Source organism: Agrobacterium genomosp. 2 str. CFBP 5494, from assembly GCF_900013495.1.
Classification (GTDB): Bacteria; Pseudomonadota; Alphaproteobacteria; order Rhizobiales; family Rhizobiaceae; genus Agrobacterium; species Agrobacterium pusense.
This window is the reverse complement of record NZ_LT009719.1, coordinates 1,969,800-1,988,325: the sequence shown is the minus strand read 5'-3', so window position 1 is coordinate 1,988,325 and position 18,526 is coordinate 1,969,800. Positions and strand designations below refer to the sequence as shown.

Sequence of the window (18,526 nt, the reverse complement as noted above, 5' to 3'; positions counted from 1 at the left end):
GATATGTGACGATCAGAGATCGGCCGGCAGATCCTGCCCGAGCCATTTGGTGGCGATGGCATTCAGCGAACCGTCCGCCTTGGCCGCGGCGATAGTCGCATTGACCTTTTCCAGCAGGGCCGTCTCATTTTTGTTGAGGCCGATGTAGCAGGGCGAATTCTTGATCAGGAATTTCATTTCCGGCCGCTTCGGCGGGTTCTTCGCCAGAATGGCGGCGGCGACCACATTGCCGGTTGCGACAACCTCCGCCTGACCGGACAGGAAGGCGGAAATGGTGCCGTTATTGTCCTCATAGCGCTTGATGGTGGCGTCAGCGGGCGCAACCTTCGTCAGCTCGAGGTCTTCGACCGAGCCGCGCGTCACGGCAACGGTCTTGCCCTTCAGGTCCTCGGCTTTGGAGAGGGAAACGTCCTGCGGACCGAACACGCCGTTGAAAAAAGGAGCATAGGCGGTCGAAAAATCGATGACCTTCTCGCGTTCGGCGTTCTTGCCGAGGCTGGAGATCACCAGATCGACCTTGTTGGTCTGCAGATAGGGAACGCGGTTGGCGCTGGTGACTGGCACCAGCTCCACCTTCACGCCCAGCTTGTCGGCGATCAGCTTTGCGACGTCGATGTCATAACCCTGCGGGGTCATGTCGGCCCCGACACTGCCAAAGGGTGGAAAATCCTGCGGCACGGCGACGCGCAGCGTGCCGCGTGCGGCAATGTCGGCAAGGGCGTCCGCCTTTGCGGGGGCGGAAAATCCGAAGGCGGCAGCCATGGCGGCGGCGGCGATGAAGGTCCGTCTGAATATCATGGGTCATTCTCCTTGTGCTGGTTCTGTTGCTCGGTTTTTTTGTCGGTATCGCCGCGGTTATGTTCCGGAAGGGCGAGCGAGTGGCGAAGACCGGCGAGCGGGTCAGGTCGCCGGGTGAGATCGAGGCCGGTTTCCACTTCGTCCAGATGTTCGATTGAAAGCTCCGCCGCCCTCGCGAAATCGCCGGCTGCCATCGCCTCGAATATCCGGCAATGTCCCTGATGCGACTGCAGCGCATGGAATTCCGACTGGTAAAGCATGGAAATGAGGATCGTGCGGGCCGTCAGGTCGCGCAGCAGTTCAACGAGGACGGCATTGCCACAAAGCTCGGCGATCCTGATGTGAAAATCGCCCATGAGGCAGGTCAGGCGCTGCCGGTCGCCCGCGGCTATGGCGACTTTCTCTTCCTCGAGATGCGCCAGGAGAACGCCGCGCCCTTCCTCGGTAAGGGTCCGCATACTGCGCAGCAACCCGGATTCGATGATCCGGCGCGCTTCATAGATGGTCATCGCCTCCTCGGCAGACGGCTCGACCACGAACCAGCCCCGCCTCGCACTAACGTGCACGATTCCCCGGGTTTCCAGCCGCATCATCGCCTCGCGTACCCGGGTGCGCGATACGGAGAAAAGACCGGCAAGCTGGTTTTCGCTGAGCCGTGTGCCCGGCCGGATGCGCGCCGACAAAATGCCGGATACGATGGCCTCTTCAATGTTTATCTGACGATCCTGCCTGGTATGTAAATCTTGCATACAAGACAGAAAGCAAAGCCCGTGCCAGACGGATTCCCCACTTTAAATCGCGGGTAAAACGACATGAGCTGAAAATTTGAGCAACCTGCCCAGCGCACACGAAAGAGGCAGCCTGTTAACAGGACAGATTTTCATCATTCGATCAAAGCGCCCGCAGGCGATTAACCCTACCCGGCCTTGAACCGGTCGAAAGCCGTGAGATATTTGACCGTAGGGTCGGCGTCCCAGCGATAGATTTCGGTGCGCAGAAAATGCAGCTCCTCCGCCAGCATCTCTTCCGGCAGCTCCGCCCACCAGGATTTCGGCCGGCCGTCCGAACCGTCCGACCAGCGATAACCCCGCTTTTTCAGGTGATCCTTCATATCGAAGGGGCTGTTCTCCGCGTAGATCCGGACGCGCGATCTACGGCTAGCCGCGTGAAGCTCCATGAAGGGCGTCATGCCTTCCTGGCCCGGCCGGTTCTGCTCGAGCACCTCCAGCAGCGCGAAGCAATCATCAACCGCGCGATGGCCATCATGGAAATAACCGGACTGACCGATCAGATAACCCAGCTTGTTGCCCTCAAATCCACGCACCCGCCAGTCGATTTCGGAAACGGAGCAGGCCCAGGCCTTCTCATTGAATATGGGCGAGAAGGCTTCACAGAAGGGACGGTCGAAGCCGGCATTGTGGGCAATGATCAGATCGGCATCGCCGACGAGAGAAGCCAGCCGCTCCATGTCGATTGCCTGCCCCGCAACCATGTCATCGGTGATCCCTGTCAGCCGGGTGATCTCCGCCGGTATGGCGACATTGGGCTGCCGCAGTCCGCCGTAAATGCCGGTGACGTCGCCAATGGCGCCCTGATCGTCGAACGTGAAGGCGATGACGCCGATCTCGATTATTTCGTCCGTACGGTGGTTCAGACCCGTGGTTTCCGTGTCGAGGATCACGCCCCGGCGGGAAAATTCCGGCCTTGGCCGTTCCACGACCTGACGCGGCATGAGCTTGCGCAGAACGCGGTAACTGCCGGTGGATTCGAGATAGCCCGCCAGCCCCTCGTCATCCATCGCGACCCTCTGCACCGCTCCGCGTCCCGGCATTTTTCGCCCCCGTTCGGTCTCGGGAAGCCGCGCGGCCGCGGAAGCGAAAAAGTCCAACTGGGAGGTCATGAGGTGCCTGTCCGCCTTGCCCGGAAATCGAAAATCAGTACTCCAACATATGCGTAGAGGCTCACGGTAACAACAGCAGACGCTCTCATCCACAGAAAGGCGGCGCCAATCCGTTAACGAAAGACGCGCACGGTTTCAGGCTTCGGAAAAAACCGCCGTCATCTGTAAATCTGCGGCGATCTCAACCACGGCGGTCAGGGAGCCGGACGCCCCAGGACAGTCTCGCAGCTTGCCGGATCGCCGATGATCTCGCTCGTGGTGATGATGGAAGCTGCGTCCGCGGTGATCTTGATGATGCAATCGCGGCGATGTTGCTTGATTTTCATGCCCTCGGTCTGCGAGACCTGCGCCTGCCCGTCGACGGTCCGGTATTCGCGCCGGTTGCTGAGCCCGGCATAGGTCTCGACATCCACTTTCAGCCAGTAGGATTCGGTTGCGCCCTTTTCGATGATGACCTTGTTGGGGCGGCCAAGCCGGGCGATCGCCGCCTCCCGCGGCTGCCCTATAAAACCGGCCACAGTGCGGGTGATTTCCGTCTGCCCGGTGCTGGTGCACGCCACGGCCATGGTCAGCATCGCTGCCAGCGCTCCGGTTTCAAGCAATCTCATGTGCAATTCATCCCCTCGTCACACGCCACCGGCCCGCGGGTTGCGGTCGCCGCCGGCCGCAAATCTAGGAGCGATCATCTCACACTGAAAGGAGGAGCGGCTTATAGGCCGATCAACTTGTCATGATCAGCCGCGGCCCCCGCTAGCGGTTGCGGAATACGGTGCAGGGAACACCCGCCCCGCGGATTTCACCACAAAGCGCATTGGCTTCGGCTCTGGTCTCGCGGCCGATGCGCGCGGCGTAACGCGGGCGCGAACCGAAATTGCCACCCCTTTGCCGCACGATCAGTGCGCGCTCGGCATTGAGAGGCCCCGACAATTGGCCTATGGCACGGGTAAAGAGCCGGTTCGCCACCGTCGGATTGTAGTGGGCTGCAAGCTGCACACCCCATGGCGCCCAGTCGGCCGAAGATATCAGGACGGGATCGTTGATCGTGCGTGTATCGGCAAGCCGCAGGCAGGCGTCGATGAAGGGCCGGCTGTCGTCCAGCGCCGGCGCGGCCTTATCCGGTGGATTGTCTTTCCAGCTTTCCACAGGGTACCCGGTGATTGCAAAGACATAATCGCGCGTTTCCACCGGCAGGCGACCTGTCGCGATAAAACCGCGCAGCCCCGCCTCGCCGGCATTATAGGCTGCGGCTGCGAGACCGAAATTGCCGAAGCGCAGCTTCAGCTCCGACAGATAGCGTGACGACGCCTCCAGCGCAGCAATGATGTTGAAACTGTTGTCCAGACCACGCAGCCTCGCCGTCCCCGGCATGAACTGGGCAATGCCTTCCGCCCCCTTCGGGCTCACCGCATCGGCCCGGAACAGGCTCTCCCGCCAGATCAGCCTGGCGAAATAATCCGGCGGAACGGCAGGGCGCGCGGCGAGAACCTCGATGGCGTGGCAAAGGTCCCTGTTGTAGCTCTGGGGACTGATGCACAATTCGGGCGCCACATCGTGAGCATGGGCGCAGGACGCCTTGCCGTCAGCCGGCGTTTCGGCCTGCGCCGGGCCGAGAAACGCCGCCAGCCAGCAGAGAACGAGCACGACCCTGCCTGTTGATGTCATCCCTGCCAAACGAAAGTCCCCGTAATCTTCAGGCGCGCTGCGTCGATTATCCGACAATCGCGACGATATGCCTATACCCCGCACTTGCATGGATCGATTTCGGTTTCAGACGTTTCATGGCCCCCCATGCCAAGGCCCGCAGGGGTGGAAGGGAACCGGAGATGCGTCTAGAAGTCCTGCCATTCCTCATGCGCGACAGCCGCGCTCGATGCGCCACGCACGCCCGACGGGCGGGATAGCGGGTGGCGCGGCGCGGCGGCACCGCGCTGGCCGGACCCGCTGCGCGTAGAGGCCGCATGACGCGCAGTCTCCTCGAACCGGAACTGGCCAAGGAGCTCGAACAGGGCCGCGGCCTCCCGCGCGAGGCTGTGGCTTGCGGCCGTCTGCTCCTCCACCATCGCGGCGTTCTGCTGGGTAGCCTGATCCACGCTGTTGACCGCCTGATTGATTTCGGCAAGCGCCGTGGACTGTTCGCGCGCCGCATCCACGATCGCCGCCACATTGGTATTGATGTCGCGGACCTGCTCTGCGATTTCCTGCAGCGCCGAACCCGCCCTGGTGACGAGGCCGACGCCGTTTTCCACCTGCTTGCCCGAAGCGTTGATCAGGTTCTTGATTTCCTTTGCGGCCGTCGCCGAGCGCTGCGCAAGCTCGCGCACCTCCTGCGCGACAACGGCAAAGCCCTTGCCTGCCTCGCCTGCACGGGCCGCTTCCACGCCCGCATTAAGCGCCAGAAGGTTGGTCTGGAAAGCAATTTCGTCGATCACGCCGATGATGCTCGAGATTTCCCGCGATGATTTTTCAATCTGATCCATGGCGCCTATGGCATCGCGCACCACCTGGCCTGAATGTTCGGCATGGTCGCGGGCACGGGCAACGATCCTGCCGGCTTCTTCCGCCCGACGGCTTGAGTCACCGACTGCGGTGGTGACCTCTTCAAGCGCGGCAGCGGTCTCCTCTATCGAAGCCGCCTGCTGCTCCGTCCGTCTGGCAAGATCATCTGCCGCGGATCGTATTTCATTCGACCCGGAAGAAATGGCGCCGGCATTTTCAGACACCCGCGTCATGGCCCGCTTGAGCTTTTCCGAAGCCGCGTTGAAATCCGTGCGCAGCCGTTCAAGCGAGGGAATGAAAGGCGTGTCGATGCTCTGGGCAAGATCGCCTTCGGCAAGGTCTGTAAGGCACTGCGCCAGCTTTTCGACATTCTCGACACGGCCGGTCACATCGGTCGCGAATTTGACGACCTTGAACACTTTCCCATTCATATCGAAGATCGGATTATAGGAAGCCTGGATGAAGACCTTGCGGCCGCCCTTGCCAAGACGCATGAATTCATCCGCCACCAGATCGCCGCCGGCGAGCCTTTCCCAGAACTGCCTGTAGGCCGGTGACTGTGTATAGGCCGGCTCGCAGAACATGGAATGATGCCGGCCCTGCACTTCCGCCAGAGAATAGCCCAGCGCCGTCAGAAAATTCTCGTTGGCGGTCAGGATTTCGCCGTTGGGCGAGAATTCGATGATGGCCTGCGCCCGGGAAAGGGCGTCGATCTTGCCGGCGTCTCCGCCGCCTTCAGCTTGCGTGCGGTGATGTCTGTAGCGATCTTCACCACCTTCACCGGCTTGCCGCGGAGAAACACGGGGTTATAGGAAGCCTCGATCCATACCTCCCTGCCGCCCTTGCCGATGCGCTTATACTGCTGCTGATCGAACTGACCGGCAGCAAGTTTTGCCCAGAAGCCCTTGTAATCCGCCGAAGCCACGACGGCGGGTTCGACGAACATGCTGTGATGCCTGCCGAGGATTTCCGAAAGTTCGTAACCCAGAGCCCGACAGAAATTCTCATTGGCGGCAAGAATCTTTCCCGAAAGGTCGAATTCTATGATGGCCTGGGATTTGGAAAGCGCGGCGAGAACCGCGAAAGCATTGGCACCACGATCAAGAACACTCAAGCGCGCTTCTCCGATAAAACAGGAAGTTTCTATCCAAAATTATTCATGCATATTATAATTTCAGTATTAATTGATATTTAATGATAATTTTATTTTCGTCCGATGCGCCTGCGTACTCTAGCGAAATTTCCATTCATTGGTTCGTTTTTTGAAATTTCACACCTGTCCCCGTAGTCGAAGACACGACGATGCAATAGTTCCATTGATACATTTGTTCCGAGTTGGGAGCCCGCTTCCGGCTTGGGCAATATATTTGGGGGAGACATGATTGATCTTGTGGCAGTGCTTGCGGTGTGGACCTATATCGGCGGCTTCTTATGGCTGACGGCCCGGCTGGCGAAGCGCACGGGCGAACCGGTCTGGCTTTTTGCCAAGGGTCGCGAAAGGCAAACCGTTCCCGCCACGCTTTTCCGTGTCGCGTTTCTTCTCGGCGCGCTTCTGCCGCTTTTCACCCTCTGGCTGGAACCGCAACAGGCCGGCTGGCTGCTGGACCGACACTATACCGGCGCAGCCATCCGCTTCGCTGGGGTGGCTATGGCGCTGGCGGGAAGTGCGCTCGCGCTCTACGCGCAGCATTACATGGGCAAATCGTGGCGCATCGGCGCGGCCGAAGGCCATCTCGGAACCATCGTGGATACCGGGCCTTTCAGCATGTCAAGAAACCCGGTCTTCGTCGGGCAGATTGTGCTGTTTGCGGGATTGGTTCTGGTGTTCACCTCCATTCTGCAGCTCACCGTCGCCATCGTCCTCATCATCGCGGTGATGCTGCAGGTCAGCATTGAAGAGCGCGTGCTGACAAAGGAACTTGGCCCGGCCTATGTTGCCTATCGCCGCAGGGTGAGACGCTGGCTTTGACACTGGTCACGCATTGTTTCGGAACGTTTGCGCTGCGGCTGCATTTTATGCCGGATGGGGAGCCGTCAATCTGCCCATGATTTGCCGCCGGCAAGGGGAAGCCGTCAACCTCGGAGGACCATACCCATGCGAAAGAACATGATCTGTATCTGGTACGACAAGGACGCAGAGGCAGCAGCCCGTTTTTATGCCGACACGTTTCCCGATAGTGAGGTTATAAAAGTGTATCACGCGCCCGGCGACTATCCCTCCGGCAAGCAGGGGGACGTCCTCATGGTGCAGTTCACTGTCGCAGGCGTAACCTGCATCGGCCTCAATGGTGGGCCGCAATTCAAGCACAGCGAAGCTTTCTCATTCCAGATATCGACTGAAGATCAGGAGGAAACCGACCGCTACTGGAACGCCATCGTTGGCAATGGCGGACAGGAAAGCGCCTGCGGCTGGTGCAAGGACAAATGGGGCATCTCCTGGCAGATCACGCCGCGCGTGCTGATGGATGCCATGGCTGCCGGCGGGGCAGAAGCCAGACGAGCCTTCACGGCGATGATGGATATGAAGAAAATCGACGTCGCCGCCATCGAAGCCGCACGCCGGGGTTGATGGAGACAGACGGTTCAGCATCAGGTAGCGGAACGCCCGCTTTCCACGTAAATAACTGACGTCTAAATAGAAATACATGCATTGCGCTTCCAGCGATCGTATTTCGCCGCGCCGACGATGCTGCGCCGCAAGTCATCATAAAACGTTCAACAAAATGTAAGCTATCCGTCAAATACGACTGTTAGCAGAGCCCGTGGCTTCGTGCTCAGGACATGACGTCCCTGCCGATCAGGCCATCATTCCATCAACGGGGCTCAACTCATGAAACCTTCCGCTCTGACCTCTTTCATGGCCGGCGTTGCCATTGCCGCCGCCTTCGGCGCCACGGCTGCCCACGCTGAAAAGACCAAGTTCGAATTCTGGTACGGCCTTTCCGGTGATCTTGGCGAACGCGTTCAGGACACCTGCAAGAAGTTCAACGAATCCCAGGCTGAATTCGAGATCGTCTGCACGTCTCAGAACGATTACGACGCCACGCTGCAGAACACCATCGCCGCCTACCGCGCCAAGAAGCAGCCGGCGATCACCCAGATTTACGACGCCGGCACGCTGGACATGATGCTGTCCAAGGCTTTCGTTCCCGCGAAAAAGCTGATGGCTGACAATGGCTACAAGATCGACTGGGACAATTATTTCCCGGGCATTGCCAATTATTATGCAACGGCTGCGGGCGAGCTGAACTCCTTCCCCTACAATTCATCCACCGCTGTCTTCTATTACAATGTCGATGCGTTCGAAAAAGCCGGCATCACCTTCAAGCCCGATACATGGGAACAGGTTGAAGAGGCCGCGAAGAAGCTGAAAGCCGCCGGTTTCGAATGCCCGCTCGCCTTCAACTTCGACACCTGGATGCTGATGGAACAGTTCTCCGCCATCCATAACCAGCCGATCGCCACCAAAGGCAACGGCTATCAGGGCCTCGACGCGGAACTGACGATCAACAAGACCAAGTTCGTCGACCATGTGAAATTCTTCAAAAAGATGCAGGACGAGAAGCTGTTCGTCGTCAAGACGAAGCAGCTCGGCATGGACATCCTGCCCGCATTCACCTCGCAGACCTGCCAGATGTTCATGTCTTCGATTGCCGGGCACGGCACCGTGGGCAAAGGCATGCCTGAGGGCGTGAAGTGGGACGTGGCCATGCTGCCGGTCTGGAAGGGCACGCAGCGGCAGAACTCACTCGTCGGTGGCGCTTCCCTGTGGGTCATGGCCGGCCGTCCGGAAGCGGAATACAAGGGCGCGGCAGCATTCCTCAACTTCATCGCCCAGCCGGAGATGGTTCAGTGGTGGTCCACGGTCACCGGTTACATCCCGGTCACCAAGACCGGCTTCGACGCCATGAAGGCCAACGGCTTCTACGACAAGGCACCCTATAAGGGTCGCGAAAAGGCAATCGAGAGCCTGACCTTCACGCCGCCTTCCGAATATACGCGCGGCATCCGTCTCGGCAACTTCACGCAGATCCGGAAGGAAGTCTCCACGGCACTCGAAGCCATCTTCATGCAGAATGCCGACGTTCAGGGAGAACTAGACAAGGCCGTCGAGCGCTCCAATGCCGGCCTGCGCCGCTTCGAAAAGACCTATGCCGGCGCCAAGCTGAACTAAGCTTTGCCGTTTTGAAGGGGCTTGCCCGCGGGATCTCCCGGGTAAGCCCGTCCAGTTCTCCACTTTTGCCGGTTACTCAATGGAAAAGCGCGCCGTCTTCAAGAGCACGTGGTTACCCGTGCTGTTCGCCCTGCCGCAGCTTCTGCTGATCTTTCTGTTCTTTTATTGGCCTGTGGCAGCGGTCATCAACTGGGCGTTCACACTTGAACCGCCCTTCGGCGGTGCGGCGGAATTCGTCGGGCTCGCCAATTTCAAGGAGACCTTCTTCGATCCGCTTTACTGGCAATCGGTGCTCGTCAGCCTGATCTTCGCCGTCGCCGGTCCGTTCTTCACCATTCTCATCGGCCTTGTCCTTGCGCTTTGCGTGGATCGCGCCCTTCCCGGCTCCGGCTTCTTCCGGGTGCTCTATATTCTTCCTTACGCCATCGCCGGGCCTGCGGCGGGCATGGCATTCCGTTTCATCCTCTCGCCGGAACGCGGGCTTGCCGCCTCGCTCAACGCCTGGTGGCCGGATTTCTGGAACCCGGCAAAATATGGCGAGCACGCGCTGATCCTCGTCATCGTCATCTTCATCTGGAAATGGGCGGGTTACACCTTCATCTTCCTGTTCGCCGGCCTGCAATCCGTGCCGCGCGCGCTGACGGAAGCAGCCGCCATGGATGGCTCCGGGCCCGTCCGCCGCGCCATCGACATTCAGGTGCCGCTGTTGGCACCGACCCTGTTCTTCCTGACCGTCATCATGATGACGGAGGGTTTCGTCGGCGCGGATACGTTCGGCATCGTCGCCTCCACCACCGAGGGCGGTCCCAACCGCGCCACCGAAGTGATGGTCTACCGCATCGTCAGCGAAGCGTTCGAGGGGCTGAACTATTCCGGCGCCTCGGCACAGAGCCTCGTCCTCATCGGCCTCATCATGATTTTCACCTTCATCCAGTTCCGCTTCGTCGAGCGGCAGGTCCATTACAAGTGAGGCGACGATGATCCAGCGCACCCCTTATGCTGACGCCCTGACCTACGGGCTGATGATTGCCGGTTTTCTTCTGCTCATCGGTCCCCTGCTCGTCGTGATCGCCGGCGCCAGCCAGTCTGTCGTTCAGGTCAACAGCATCCCGTTCAGCTTTCTGCCACAGGGCGAATTCCTCCCCAATGCCCAAACCGCCTGGCAACGCGCCAATCTCGGCAACGCCCTTCTCAACAGCATGATCATGGCCACGCTGGTCACGATCGGCAAGGTGGCCCTTTCGGCCTTTACCGCCTTTGCCATCGTGTTCTTCCGCTCGCCGCTGAAGCACCTCTTCTTCTGGACGGTGTTCATCACCCTCATGCTGCCGCTGGAAGTGCGCGTGGTGCCGACCTATTCGGTGGCCGCGGATATTTTCCAGCCATTCCGCTCCATCCTCGGATGGTTCGGAATTGAGGTCTCAGTGGAGTGGAACCTCCTGAATTCCTATGTCGGCCTCACCCTGCCGCTGGTCGCAACCGCCACCGGCACCTTTCTATACCGCCAGTTCTTCATGACCATCCCCGACGAACTGGCTGAAGCGGCGCGCATGGACGGATCGGGGCCAATCCGCTTCTTCGTGGAAATGCTGTTGCCGCTCTCCCGAACCAACATGGCGGCGCTCACCACCATCATGTTCGTTTATGCCTGGAACCAGTATCTCTGGCCGTTATTGATGGTCACCGATCCTTCCTACAAGACGGTGATGATGTCGCTGCGCGCCCTTCTGCCCGCCGAAGACGGCACGCCGGACTGGAACGTGACACTGGCCGGCTCCCTCATCATCATCACACCGCCGCTTCTCGTTGTCGCCTTCCTGCAACGCTGGTTCGTCCGCGGTCTCGTTTCGTCCGAAAAGTGACGACGCGCGGCTTTTAACAACAAGGTTCCCATCATGGCTCAGATCGATATCCGCCAGCTCCGCAAATCCTATGGCAAGACCCCCACGCTGCATGGCGTGGATCTCACTTTCGGCTCCGGCGAGTTCGTCGTCATCCTCGGCCCCTCCGGCTGCGGAAAGTCCACCCTTCTGCGCATGATCGCCGGGCTGGAGGACATCACCTCCGGCGAGATCGCGATTGGCGGACGCGTAGTCAACAGGCTCGAGCCGCGTGAGCGCGGATGCGCCATGGTATTTCAGAACTACGCGCTCTATCCGCACATGACCGTCGCCGGCAATATCGGCTACGCGCTGAAAGTCGCTGGCGTCGCCAGGGCCGAGCGCCAGCGCAGGATCGAGGAAACGGCGAAGATTGTCGGCCTTTCCGATTATCTGGAACGCAAGCCGGCTGCGCTTTCCGGCGGCCAGCGCCAGCGTGTGGCCATGGCCCGGGCAATCATTCGGGAGCCGCAGGTCTTCCTGTTCGATGAGCCGCTCTCCAATCTCGACGCCAAGCTGCGTGTCACCATGCGCGCCGAAATCCGCAAGCTGCACCAGCGCCTGTCCGCCACCTCCGTCTTCGTCACCCACGACCAGGTGGAAGCCATGACGCTGGCCGACCGGCTGGTCGTGATGAACAGGGGTATCGTCGAACAGGTCGGTCATCCCCTCGATATCTATCATCGTCCCGCCAGCACCTTTGTTGCATCCTTCATCGGTTCGCCGGCCATGAACCTGTTCACCACCCGGGTTGAAGTGGAATCCCACGCCGTCATGCTGGCCGGCACGCCGGTGAAACTCTTTCCCGAAACCGCACTGGAACTGCGCGGCCGCGACGTAACGGTCGGCATCCGCCCGGAGCAATGCCTCGTCAGCGCGGATGGCGAGGGCGTGCCGGCCATCGTCGATTTCGTCGAAGAACTGGGATCGGGCCGCATCGTACACGCGGAGATTGCCGGCGAAACATTCTCCGCTGCCATAGGCGAGGACCTGGCCGTGAAGCCCGGCCAGCGCATCCATCTCGGCCTGCCGGCCGCACAGTTGCACTTCTTCGATCCGGCTACCGGCAAGCGTATCGAAACGGAAAGCGCCATTGAGACCCACCGCACGGGCAACGAAGCGCTTCTGGCGGTCTGAACGCGGACGGCACCGAAAAAGAGGTCCGGTGGCAGGCCGCCTGCCGGACCTTCACACGACGATACGAAGTTGCAGACATATTACCAGCCCGCGACAACCGGTCGGCAGTGACGGTTGCATCGTCGCAAACGCGATCCCGGGAAAAATCTTTCGGTTTGGAAATCATAATCGGAATAGTCTTTGCCGCGCCAATTCTCTGACGGGGATATCGTCGCCGCAAGCAAGAAGCGGGCTTGCGCCCGCCAGCGGATGCGACAGCGAGCCGTCCGCGCCGAAACACCGACAAGAGAGTGAAAGCCAATGGCAAATGATCGCAAACTGCATCTCGGCGCCTTTATGAGGCCCGTCAGCCTCCACACGGGCGCATGGCGTTATCCCGGCGCCTTTCCTGACGCCAATTTCAATTTCGCCCATCTGGCGCGTTTCGCGCAGCAGCTCGAAGCTGCGAAATTCGACGCATTTTTCATGGCCGATCATCTCGCCGTCCTGAACATGCCCACGGAGGCACTGCGCCGCAGCCATACCGTTACTTCCTTCGAGCCCTTCACGCTTCTTTCCGCCCTGGCCGCCGTCACCCAGCGCATCGGTCTCGTCGCCACCGCGTCCACCACATTCGACGAGCCCTATCACGTGGCCCGGCGTTTTGCCTCTCTCGATCACCTCAGCAATGGCCGCGCCGGCTGGAACATCGTCACAACCTCGAACCCGGACGCCGCCCGGAATTTTGGCCGAGATGATCAACCCGACCACGCCGAGCGCTATGGCCGCGCGCGGGAGTTCTATGATGTCGTCACCGGGCTGTGGGATTCATTTTCGGACGATGCCTTCATTCGGGATGTCGATAGCGGACTGTTCTTCGACCCTGAAAAAATGCATGTGCTGAACCACAGGGGCCCCGAATTTTCGGTGCGCGGACCGCTCAATATCGCCCGCCCGGTGCAGGGCTGGCCGGTCATCGTTCAGGCCGGCGCATCCGAACCCGGACGCCAGCTCGCCGCCGAAACCGCTGAGGTGGTCTTTGCGGCCACACCCACCCTTGCAGCAGGCAAGGCCTTTTACAAGGACGTAAAGGACAGGACGGTCGCCGCCGGACGGTCGCGTGATGGCATCGTCATTCTGCCTGGCGCGTTCGTTCTTGTCGGCGATACGGTCGAGGAGGCAAAAGCCAAGCGCGCCAGGCTCGACAGCCTCGTCCACTATGAAAGCGCGATAGCATCGCTGTCGATCGCGCTGGGTCACGACGTGTCCGGTTTCGATCCCGACGCCCCGCTGCCCGACATTCCGGAAACGAATGCGAGCAAATCCAGCCGCGAAAGAGTGATAGAACTTGCCAGAAGCGAAGGGCTGACGGTGCGTCAACTCGCGCAGCGGCTGGGCGGCTATGCGGGGCTCGCCTTCGTCGGCACGCCGAAAACCATCGCCGACGAGATGGAACAATGGCTGCATGAGGAAGGCTCGGACGGCTTCAACGTCACCTTCCCCTTCCTGCCCGCCGGTCTTGACGATTTCACCACGCTGGTCGTGCCGGAACTGCAAAAGCGCGGACTGTTCCGAACGGACTATGAGGGTCCGACATTGCGCGATCATCTCGGACTGCACCGCCCGGTCAACCGCTTCTTTGCTTGATAACGGGATGTCGCGCCTATCCCTCCGGGATTAGGGAGATTTTCCACGCCGCTTTCGAAGTTTGGCATGGGGTTCCAGAGGTGCGTATTGACCACAAAAACCCCTGCCTTTAGCCTTTATGCACATAAAATCCATAAAATAGGTGAATTAAATGAAGGCCGAACATTCCCGCCGCCATATCCTCAAGCTCGGTATTGCCGGCGCGCTTGCCGCGCCGCTTGCAACTCGCGGTGCGCTGGCACAGAGCACGCCGGAATTTCCGGCAGAGCTGAAGCTGGACTGGGGATTTTATTCGTCCCATACGCTGCTGATAAAGAACAAGGGCTGGCTTGAGGAAGCGTTCAAGGACGTCGGCACCAAGATCACCTGGGTACAATCGCGCGGCAGCAACAACTCGCTGGAGTTCCTCAAGGTCGGCTCGACCGATTTCGCCGGTTCCGCGGCGCTTTCGGCCTTTCTTGCCCGCGCCAATGGCGTGCCGCTGAAAGTCATCTATGTAGCAAGCTGGGGCGGTTCGTCCATCATTCAGGTGCGTCCGGATTCGCCGGTAAAGACGGTGGCCGATCTCAAGGGCAAGACCATTGCCGTCACCAAGGGCACGGCTCCCTATTTCACCCTTGTCCGCGCGCTTGCTCAACACAAGCTGTCAGTCGATGATCTGAAGGTTGTAAACCTGCAGCACCCCGAGGGGTTCAACGCGCTGCAGCAGGGACAGGTGGATGCTTGGGTCGGTATCGATCCGCACACCTCCCAGGCCGAGCTTGCCGGCGACAGGGCAATTTTCGATGAGCGTAGCTGGCGCGACGGCAGTGTCTTCAGCGTATCGGAGACGTTCCTGGCAAAACATCCGCGCGCGGTAGAGCGTCTGCTCGGCGTGTGGGTGCAGACGCAGAAATGGATCCGCGAGAATAACAGCGAATTCATCGATTTCGTCACGAAGGTAACGGGCAACGACCCCAAGATCACGGAACTTACCATCAACAAGCGTGACTGGAACGACCCCGTCCCGGGTGAAGAACTGCTGAATTCGATCCGTATCGTTACCCCGCTGCTTGGCGACGACGTCCTGCGTCCGGGCGTCAATGTCGACAATGTTCTTGCGTCATTGATAGACCCGGCTCCGGCGAAAAAGGTGCTGGGCGCATGAATTCCCATCCGCGCGAATTTCAGCGCGTGAGACAGCCATCCAGACAGTCTCCTTCCCGATCGACGCTTGTGCAAAAGGTGGGGGCTTTCTTCACACGGTTCGACCTGCGCGGTGCGATCGTGCCGGTCGGGTCTTTGCTGCTGCTCGAGCTTTTTGTTCGCATGGGCTGGGTGAGCCCTTATGTGCTGCCGCCGCCATCGGAACTCTACGATACGTTTCTGCGGCTTGCTGAAGGACCTCTCTGGACCAATGTCGCGGCAAGCACCGCCCGCGTTTTCGTCGGCTTCGTCATCGGCTCGGTGCTTGCGGTCATCGTTGGATCGCTGGTCGGGCTGGTCGTTGCCGCCGAGCGTTATCTGGAGCCCACGTTTCAGGCCCTGCGCGCGGTTCCGAGCCTCGCCTGGGTGCCGCTGCTGATGATCTGGTTCGGCATCGGCGAAACCTCTAAAATCGTCCTGATCGCCAAGAGCGCGTTTTTCCCGGTCTATCTCAACCTGTTCTCCGGCATCCGCAATGTGGATCGCAAACTTGTGGAAGTGGGCGAAATGTATCGCCAGCCCCTGCCCGTACTGGTCTGGCGAATTTTTATCCCGGCCTCCCTGCCTCATCTTTTCACCGGCCTGCGTTACGGGCTGTCCCTCGCCTGGCTGAGCGTCGTGGCAGCCGAGCTTCTGGCCGCATCCGAAGGGATCGGCTACATGCTTTCCGACGGGCGGGAACTGTCCCGTCCCGATCTGGTGATGATCGCCATCATCTGCCTTGCGGTGCTCGGCAAGATATCCGACAGCCTGTTCAAGATCGTCGAGGAACGCTGCCTGCGTTGGCGCGATACCTATCCCCTGCAGGAAGGAGGGCGGTTGCGATGAGCCTGCTTCAGGTAGACGTACGCGAAAAGGCCTTTGGCGATACCGTTGTCCTTCAGGACATTCATCTGGGGCTCGGTGATGGCGAAGCGGCGGTTCTTCTCGGGCCTAGCGGCTGCGGAAAGAGCACGCTGCTGCGCATCGCCGCAGGTCTGGACAGGCGATTTGCCGGCGCAGTGACGATCAACACGGCGGAAGAAGACGGAGCGACGGACACGCCGCCGATCGCCTTCGTCTTTCAGGAACCCCGCCTGATGCCCTGGCTGACGGTTGCCGAAAATATCGGCTATGCGGCCGGCAAGAAATTCGACGTGCAGCGGGTTGAAGGGCTGATCAACGACGTAGGCCTCAGCGGCCACGGCGCGGCGCTGCCAAAGGCGCTGTCCGGCGGCATGGCGCAGCGTGTCGCCATCGCTCGGGCGCTCTATACGCAACCGCGTATCCTGCTGCTGGATGAACCCTTCAGCGCGGTCGATGCCTTCACGCGGATGAAGCTTCAGGACCTTGTTCTGAAGCTTGTCGAACAGCGCGGCATCTCATTCCTTCTCGTCACCCACGATATCGATGAAGCTCTCTATCTCGGCGACCGAATTTACATGATGGGTGCCCATGACGGTCGCATACAGGAGGAGATCGAGGTGGACGTGCCACGCCCCCGTGACCGGCGCTCACCCCGGCTGGCAACCCTCAAGAACGACGTGCTGACAGCCCTGCACAAGGCGCATGTCATCTGATCGTCCGCCCCCTCACCCTTTCACACCGGACGAGATCATGATGGCTTCCGTTACCCGCCGCTGGAAGATGACGTAGGCGATGATGACCGGCAGCGCGGCAAGCATGGCGATGGCCATCAGCCGTGCATAGGCAACGCCGAATGTGTCATTGACCTGGGTGATGCCGACCGGGATCGTCATCATGTTTTCCGAGGTAACGACGAGGAAGGGCCAGAAGAAGGCGTTCCAGACCGTGATGAATGTCACGATCGCCATGGCGGTCGTAATGCCCCAGTTCAGCGGCAGGTAGACCTTGAAAAGGATCGTATACTCACCGCCGCCATCCAGAACCACAGCCTCGCGCATCTCCTTCGGCACGCTGTCGAAGAACTGCTTGTAGACGATGATGACGATGGGCGTGATTAACTGCGGCAGGATGATGCCTGCCCAGGTGTTGATGAGGTTAAGGTTTTTCATCAGGATGAACTGCGTGACGACAAGCGTCTGCGCCGGCACCATGAAACTCGCCAGCACGATGCCATAGAGCAGGCGTCGGCCCGGAAACCGTATCTGCGAGAGGGCATAGGCGCACAACATCGAGATAAGAAGCACCGACACGGTAACGATCGCCGCCGTGCCGACCGAGTTGATATACCAGTTCATCAACTGCGTATTGAAGATGGCGTTCACATAGGCGCTCAGCCGGAACTCGTCGGGTATCAGCAAGGTGTTCCCTGCAACATTCTCATCCGAGCGAATGGAGGTGACGAAGGTCCAGTAGAGCGGAAATATCCATACCAGCGCCGCCGAGAAGGTCAGCACGGTCAGGATGATGTTTTCTAGTCTTCTGGTGAGGCTCATGAGTTCCTCCGGATGCGCAGCAACTGGAACTGGAGAATGGAAACGATGACGATCAGCAGGAACAGCACGGTGGCGACGGCAGAGGCATAACCGCCATTGTTGAGCTGGAAGGCTTCACGATAGACCTTTAGAAGCAGCACGAAGCTTGAGTTGAAAGGGCCGCCGCCGCTCAGGAGATAGATCTGGTCGAATATCTTCAGTTGCAGGATCAACTGAAGGGTCAGCACGAGGGCTGTCACGGGCCATAATAGCGGCCAGGTCACGCGCCAGAAGCGTTGCCACGTCGTTGCGCCATCGAGCGAGGCGGCCTCATAAAGCTCGGCCGGAATGTTGCGAAGACCCGCGATGAATAGCAATACGTTGAAACCGTTGGTCCACCAGATGGTGACGACAGCGACCATCGGCATGACCCAAACAGGATTCTTGAAGACCGCGACCGGTTTTCCGGCAAACAGGGAAATCACCGGCTGAAGAATGCCGAACTGAAGATCGAGCATCCACGTCCAGATTTCCGTGACGACCGATACAGGCAAGACATAGGGCAAGAAAAACAGGCTCATCGCAACCGTCTGCCTGACGCCCGAGAGGCGGCTGACGGCGAGTGCGATCATCAGCGCGATGACGGTCGTCGGGACCACGGTTAGAAGCACAAAATAACCGTTGTTCTTCAGCGACGTGATAAACAGGCGGTCGCTCAGCAGCTTTGCGTAGTTTGCAAACCCGACCCAGTTTCCATCACCGATCAGGGGCGCATCGGTGAAACTCATGCGCACCATCTCGATCAGCGGATAAAGGAAGAAGGTGGCGAAGACCACGATGAACGGCGTCACCATCGACAGCGCGATCAGCGATTTCTTGCGCCGGTTTTCAATCATAGCCATGGACTGTCTCCGGGACTTCACGCATTGCAGGCGGCCTCCGGCCAGAGACC

The 18,526-nt window shown here is 59.8% G+C and carries 17 protein-coding genes and 1 pseudogene; 10 read left to right on the top strand and 8 right to left on the bottom strand.

Features of this window, described 5'->3' with window-relative positions; translation table 11 throughout:
• Positions 1 to 12: 12 nt before the first annotated feature.
• From AGR2A_RS24050 to AGR2A_RS24025, 6 genes and pseudogenes are all read right to left on the bottom strand, one after another.
• Positions 13 to 798 (bottom strand): transporter substrate-binding domain-containing protein, encoded by a 786-nt coding sequence (locus AGR2A_RS24050; protein ID WP_004444890.1) that lies wholly within the window; start codon positions 796 to 798, stop codon positions 13 to 15.
• A complete protein-coding gene (locus AGR2A_RS24045) occupies positions 795 to 1,547 on the bottom strand; it encodes a GntR family transcriptional regulator (protein WP_072492942.1) in 753 nt (250 codons plus the stop codon). The genes AGR2A_RS24050 and AGR2A_RS24045 overlap by 4 nt, the downstream gene beginning before the upstream one ends.
• Before the next feature lie 167 nt (positions 1,548 to 1,714).
• Complete coding sequence (locus tag AGR2A_RS24040) at positions 1,715 to 2,698, bottom strand: 3'-5' exonuclease (RefSeq protein WP_072492943.1); 984 nt, start codon at positions 2,696 to 2,698, stop codon at positions 1,715 to 1,717.
• 194 nt (positions 2,699 to 2,892) lie between these two features.
• Positions 2,893 to 3,306, bottom strand: coding sequence for a hypothetical protein (locus AGR2A_RS24035; protein ID WP_072492944.1), 414 nt, complete (start codon positions 3,304 to 3,306; stop codon positions 2,893 to 2,895).
• Between the two features lie 142 nt (positions 3,307 to 3,448).
• Positions 3,449 to 4,360 (bottom strand): lytic transglycosylase domain-containing protein, encoded by a 912-nt coding sequence (locus tag AGR2A_RS24030; RefSeq protein WP_080823393.1) that lies wholly within the window; start codon positions 4,358 to 4,360, stop codon positions 3,449 to 3,451.
• 167 nt (positions 4,361 to 4,527) lie between these two features.
• A pseudogene (locus AGR2A_RS24025) lies at positions 4,528 to 6,308 on the bottom strand (methyl-accepting chemotaxis protein).
• Positions 6,309 to 6,572: 264 nt separating this feature from the next.
• Here AGR2A_RS24025 and AGR2A_RS24020 point away from each other — a divergent pair.
• The 10 genes from AGR2A_RS24020 to AGR2A_RS23975 all read left to right on the top strand — a co-directional run bounded on the left by AGR2A_RS24020 (position 6,573) and on the right by AGR2A_RS23975 (position 16,755).
• Positions 6,573 to 7,163: a methyltransferase family protein gene (locus tag AGR2A_RS24020; protein ID WP_072492945.1), complete on the top strand. Its 591-nt coding sequence runs from the start codon at positions 6,573 to 6,575 to the stop codon at positions 7,161 to 7,163.
• A gap of 126 nt (positions 7,164 to 7,289) precedes the next feature.
• Complete coding sequence (locus tag AGR2A_RS24015; protein ID WP_072492946.1) at positions 7,290 to 7,763, top strand: VOC family protein; 474 nt, start codon at positions 7,290 to 7,292, stop codon at positions 7,761 to 7,763.
• Between the two features lie 261 nt (positions 7,764 to 8,024).
• Positions 8,025 to 9,368, top strand: a complete 1,344-nt coding sequence (locus AGR2A_RS24010) for an extracellular solute-binding protein (RefSeq protein WP_004444904.1) — start codon at positions 8,025 to 8,027, stop codon at positions 9,366 to 9,368.
• A 79-nt stretch (positions 9,369 to 9,447) separates the two neighbouring features.
• Positions 9,448 to 10,338: a carbohydrate ABC transporter permease gene (locus AGR2A_RS24005; protein WP_004444905.1), complete on the top strand. Its 891-nt coding sequence runs from the start codon at positions 9,448 to 9,450 to the stop codon at positions 10,336 to 10,338.
• 7 nt (positions 10,339 to 10,345) lie between these two features.
• Positions 10,346 to 11,230 (top strand): ABC transporter permease subunit, encoded by an 885-nt coding sequence (locus tag AGR2A_RS24000; protein ID WP_072492947.1) that lies wholly within the window; start codon positions 10,346 to 10,348, stop codon positions 11,228 to 11,230.
• 33 nt (positions 11,231 to 11,263) lie between these two features.
• Positions 11,264 to 12,385 carry a sn-glycerol-3-phosphate import ATP-binding protein UgpC gene (locus AGR2A_RS23995; RefSeq protein ID WP_072492948.1) on the top strand — a complete coding sequence of 374 codons (1,122 nt, stop codon included), beginning with the start codon at positions 11,264 to 11,266 and terminating at the stop codon, positions 12,383 to 12,385.
• A gap of 300 nt (positions 12,386 to 12,685) precedes the next feature.
• Positions 12,686 to 14,011, top strand: coding sequence for an LLM class flavin-dependent oxidoreductase (locus tag AGR2A_RS23990; protein WP_022562620.1), 1,326 nt, complete (start codon positions 12,686 to 12,688; stop codon positions 14,009 to 14,011).
• 151 nt (positions 14,012 to 14,162) lie between these two features.
• Positions 14,163 to 15,158: an aliphatic sulfonate ABC transporter substrate-binding protein gene (locus AGR2A_RS23985; protein ID WP_072492949.1), complete on the top strand. Its 996-nt coding sequence runs from the start codon at positions 14,163 to 14,165 to the stop codon at positions 15,156 to 15,158.
• Positions 15,155 to 16,024, top strand: a complete 870-nt coding sequence (locus tag AGR2A_RS23980; RefSeq protein WP_004444914.1) for an ABC transporter permease — start codon at positions 15,155 to 15,157, stop codon at positions 16,022 to 16,024. The genes AGR2A_RS23985 and AGR2A_RS23980 overlap by 4 nt, the downstream gene beginning before the upstream one ends.
• Positions 16,021 to 16,755, top strand: coding sequence for an ABC transporter ATP-binding protein (locus AGR2A_RS23975; RefSeq protein WP_004444916.1), 735 nt, complete (start codon positions 16,021 to 16,023; stop codon positions 16,753 to 16,755). The genes AGR2A_RS23980 and AGR2A_RS23975 overlap by 4 nt, the downstream gene beginning before the upstream one ends.
• Before the next feature lie 12 nt (positions 16,756 to 16,767).
• Here the strand turns inward: AGR2A_RS23975 and AGR2A_RS23970 are convergent, their stop codons facing one another.
• Together AGR2A_RS23970 and AGR2A_RS23965 are read right to left on the bottom strand one after the other, a co-directional pair.
• A complete protein-coding gene (locus AGR2A_RS23970; RefSeq protein ID WP_004444918.1) occupies positions 16,768 to 17,595 on the bottom strand; it encodes a carbohydrate ABC transporter permease in 828 nt (275 codons plus the stop codon).
• On the bottom strand, positions 17,592 to 18,476 hold the full coding sequence (locus AGR2A_RS23965) for a carbohydrate ABC transporter permease (protein WP_072492950.1): 885 nt from the start codon (positions 18,474 to 18,476) through the stop codon (positions 17,592 to 17,594). The genes AGR2A_RS23970 and AGR2A_RS23965 overlap by 4 nt, the downstream gene beginning before the upstream one ends.
• Positions 18,477 to 18,526 lie beyond the last annotated feature (50 nt).